The 539-nt window shown below is 61.0% G+C and carries 1 protein-coding gene; it reads left to right on the forward strand.

Annotation, left to right across the window (positions count from 1 at the left end):
- Window positions 1-539: VCBS domain-containing protein (locus tag J5M72_RS28730; protein WP_207868327.1), on the forward strand; the 539-nt coding region annotated here is incomplete at both ends.

The following is a 539-nucleotide window of genomic DNA, read 5'->3' on the forward strand; positions in this document are numbered from 1 at the left end:
TTCAATGCCACGACCGGCGTCGTCAGTTACAGCTACACCCTGGTCGACAACGAAGCGCACCCGACTGCCAACGGCGCCAACGTACTGAATGAGCAGTTCGCTGTCACCGTGGTGGATGACAATGGCACCACCGCCAACGGTTCGCTGGACGTGAACATCGTCGACGACTTGCCAAAAGGCGTGGATGACAGCAACGCCGGCACCGCGTCGGAAACCAACCTGACGCTGAGCGGCAACGTCCTGACCAACGATGTGCAAGGCGCCGACCGTGTACCGACCGGCCCTAGCGCCGGCCCTATCACCGCCGGTACTTTCACCGGGACTTACGGCACCTTGGTACTCAACGCCAACGGCACCTACACCTACACCCTCAACACCAGTGACGCCGATTTCAAAGCCCTGCACGGCGGTGGCAACGGCACCGAGACCTTCACCTACACCATCAGCGATGCCGACGGCGACACCAGCACCGCTAACCTGGTCCTGCAGATTCACAACAACGACGACCCGGTGATCATCAACGGCCTCGATGTGAACGG

The sequence above is a fragment of the Pseudomonas sp. 58(2021) genome, from assembly GCF_017491585.1.
GTDB classification, from domain to species: domain Bacteria; phylum Pseudomonadota; class Gammaproteobacteria; order Pseudomonadales; family Pseudomonadaceae; genus Aquipseudomonas; species Aquipseudomonas fluorescens_BT.